The organism is Mycobacterium sp. (assembly GCF_049585075.1).
Lineage (GTDB): Bacteria > Actinomycetota > Actinomycetes > Mycobacteriales > Mycobacteriaceae > Mycobacterium.
Genome location: NZ_JBAUZA010000124.1, coordinates 1 through 3,317 on the forward strand (window position 1 = coordinate 1; position 3,317 = coordinate 3,317).

Annotated in this window: 3 protein-coding genes; 1 reads left to right on the forward strand and 2 read right to left on the reverse strand. The window is 61.2% G+C overall.

The features are described 5' to 3' along the window. Positions 1-1,051, reverse strand: a 1,051-nt coding sequence (locus tag WB785_RS05825; protein ID WP_424077803.1) for an AMP-binding protein, incomplete at its 3' end; no start/stop codon positions are given. Between the two features lie 15 nt (positions 1,052-1,066). Next, complete coding sequence (locus WB785_RS05830; protein ID WP_424077804.1) at positions 1,067-2,275, reverse strand: FAS1-like dehydratase domain-containing protein; 1,209 nt, start codon at positions 2,273-2,275, stop codon at positions 1,067-1,069. 327 nt (positions 2,276-2,602) lie between these two features. Here WB785_RS05830 and WB785_RS05835 point away from each other — a divergent pair. Beyond that, positions 2,603-3,317: acyl-CoA dehydrogenase family protein (locus WB785_RS05835; RefSeq protein ID WP_424077805.1), on the forward strand; the 715-nt coding region annotated here is incomplete at its 3' end.

The window sequence follows — 3,317 nt, forward strand, 5'->3', positions numbered from 1 at the left end:
GAAAGGACAGTTCGGCGGAGACCGTCGGATGACGGGCGATCGGCGTCTTTAAGTCGGCGAACCGCATTCTGCTCAAGTCCACCTGGAGCCAGTTGGGTAAGCCTTCGATTTGCGCCCATTGATGTGGCCAGGCAAACGGGTAGTTCACGTGCTCCGCGACCATCAGTTCAAGCGCATCGGCGGCGTCAAAGGTTGGTTGCAGCACCAGCGACCCGCCGGCGGCGAGCGTGGCGCCAAGTGACATTACGAAATTGCCGGACCAGAAGAAGCCGTTCGCCGACCAGCAACGGATGTTGTCGTCGGGGCTGAACCCGCACATCCTTCTGAAGCGCCACATTTGGACGGCTACGCCCCGGTGGGAGCTCATGATGCCCTTGGGTTTGCGTGTGGATCCTGACGAGAAGAACACCGCCGCCGCATCACTCGGGCGCACGGCTTCAGCGGTCCCCTCTATCAATTCGCGTGGTACGCCGTGACCACGGGCTAGGAAAGAGTCCCATGAGTCGACGCCGGGCGGCGCTTCTCCGACCGTTGCGAGATGACGGAGGAATGGGAACCTTTCGGACTGCAGCGCTCCTGGAGCCATCGTGCAAATCGCGGGCTCAAGCTCGGACAAGACCTTTGCAAAGTCTGTCTTCAGCACACTGCGTTCAAACAGCAGCATCGCTGCACTTGACGACTTGAGGAAGTATCCGAGCTCCGACGCGGTCGAGAACGTGCTAAGTGTCACGGCCACCCCACCGGCGAGCGAGACGCCGAAGACAGCCGAAATCCACTCGGGACGGTTGGTCATCAAGACCCCGACCCGAGTGTCTTTGTCAACGCCACAGGCACGCAACGCGCATGCCACTTCGACCGCTCTCTCCCACAGCTCGGAGTAACTCCAACGTATTTCGCCTTCGGCAGTGCGCAAGACGAGTGCTTGTCGGTCGCTGTAGGTCGACGCCACATCGCGCAGAAAGCCCGGGAGCGTGAGCGCGCCAAGTCCAGGCTCTTCGCTCAATGGCGGGCCATGCGCGATCGAAAGTGATTTCACCGCAACAGAATTCATGGAGTACGGGCCTCGCTACACCGGTAGCTCGACTTCAGCCGTGCAGGCAACGAGTTCCTCGTCATTCTGGTTGCTGAGGCGCAGCTTGACCTGGACAAGTGGCACCCCCCACGCGGACTCCGCTTCCTTGCCGACGACCTCGGCGTCGAAGTACGTGACGTCGCCCTCGAACGCTGTTCCGCGGAAGTCGGCCTTGCTGTGCCGGACCATTCCGTCATTGCCGGCCCAGTAGGCGAGATAGTCGGTGCACCAGGCGCCCATCGTTGCGCCGTAGCCATAGGCACGCGCCATTCCGACCTCGGTGGCCCGGTCGGCGTCGATATGTCCACGTGACGGACCCAGATAGAGACCATCGCGCTTGCGGGGATCGACCTTCGCGTCTTCCTCGTCGAACGCAAAATCCTTGCCAAAACCAGGATCCTGATAGACCCACGGCTCGTCGACGTCGTCAGGTGCCACCCACCGGAATGCGCCCCAGATATTGAAGAGGAAGGCTCGGTATTCGGTGGTGAAGCTAGCGATGCTGTGCGGACCGATCACACGCCGCGGTAGCGTGTCACCCACCTTCACCTCGTCAAAGTGCGGCGAGATGCCCATCCGGTTCGATTCCAGCCAGTCTCGGCGCAGTCTTTCGACTTCTTCCAGTTCGAGCTGTGTCCATCGCTTGATGTCGCCGAGCTGGCTTTCGAACATCCCGCGTTTCCTGGCCTCTTCATAGAGATAGCGGATCCCGGTCGATCGTTCGCGGGCTACTAGGACGCCGTTCTGGTTGGTATGGGTGGTGTCGCCGCGCGAAAACATCGTGGGTCCGGCGAATTTCGTCTCCACAACCTTGTAGTCGTGGAACCGTCGTTCTTGGAAAAGTTGGTCGCCCGGCCGGACGGGGCATCCATAGAACCACCATTCCTCGCCTCCGAAGATCAGGTGACTGTTCGGAATGTGTCCTACGCACGCGGGTCCGGCCCCGTGCCCGTAGTCGAGGGCAACCGCGATCGACTGCGGCGCAATGATGCCCCCGAACTTGGACGCCCGTGCGAATTCTTCATCCCAGTGGATCGGATTCGGATAGTCCATCGCCATCACCCAGCGACGAATGTCGGAGGAGGTACAGGGATCCCACAACTGGCCGCCGCCGACGGGCTTGCCGACCCGGTGGTCGACGTCGGACAGATCCAGCTCGACTTTCGACGACGTGGGACCTGTTGTGGTCGACTTCTTGTCCATTGTGTGTGCTCCTGCTCGGCGATAGTCGTCGTCGACGGCGCGGCCAAACAACGTGCCGTCCGCGCTGCAGTTAGGTCCCGCGGGGTGGTTCGAACCGACGGAATGGGCTGCGTTGCCCCTCACCACGAACGGTGAACGGGGACGCATCCGACTTGTCGGCTGCGTGTTTGGATGGCGGTTCCTTCTTCCCGGCGTCGTCATTGCCACGTGTCGCTAACTCACGATGTTGTACGCTGCACATCTTGATTGTCAAGATCGGTCAACCTAGACTTGCGCAATACGAGAACGGTATTCTCACCGGACAGTCACGGACAAGATGGGACCCAGTTGCTTCTTGAGCTAGACCATGACCAGCGCCTTTGGCGCGAAACGGTCCGGGGGGCGCTGACGAAGCAGTGCCCACCGTCCCTTGTCCGTGCGATCGCGGAGGGCCGCGCCGACGCCGACCCGCTGTGGGAGTGGTGCATCGAGCAAGGCTGGACGGAACTCAGCAGCGCTGAAAGCTTTGTCGAGCTCACGCTCCTGCTCGAAGAACTCGGGCGCGCGAGTGACCCGACGCCCTTCTTGGCGACAATGACCCAGTTCGCACCCTTGGTTGGTGATCGGGTCGCGCAGGATGGCGCCGGTGCCGCGGTGTACAGCGGTGTCACGACATGCAGAAATCGCGGCGGTTGGGTTCTCGAAGGTGAAGCTCGTTACGTCCTCGACGCGGACCGTGCAGACCGACTCGCCGTGGTGACTCCCGCCGGTGTGTTCGTTGTCGAGGCGAAAGCCGTGATATCTCGTCGGGTCGCAGCAATCGATCCCGTGCTGCACCTCGCGGACCTTCGCTTTAACGAAGTGCATGTCGGCAATGAGAATCGGATCGCATCAGACACCGAGCGGGCATGGCACATTGCGCTGACCGGAATGGCGATCACAATCGTTGGCGCGTGTCAGCGCATAGTCGACATGGTTCTGGAACACCTTAAGCAGCGCTACCAGTTCGGGGTACCGATCGGGTCGTTTCAAGCGCTCCAACATAGGGCCGCTGACATGTATG

Coding starts and splice junctions, on each gene's coding strand:
- WB785_RS05830 (WP_424077804.1), bottom strand. CDS start 2,275: ATGGACAAGAAGTCGACCACAACAGGTCCCACGTCGTCGAAAGTCGAG.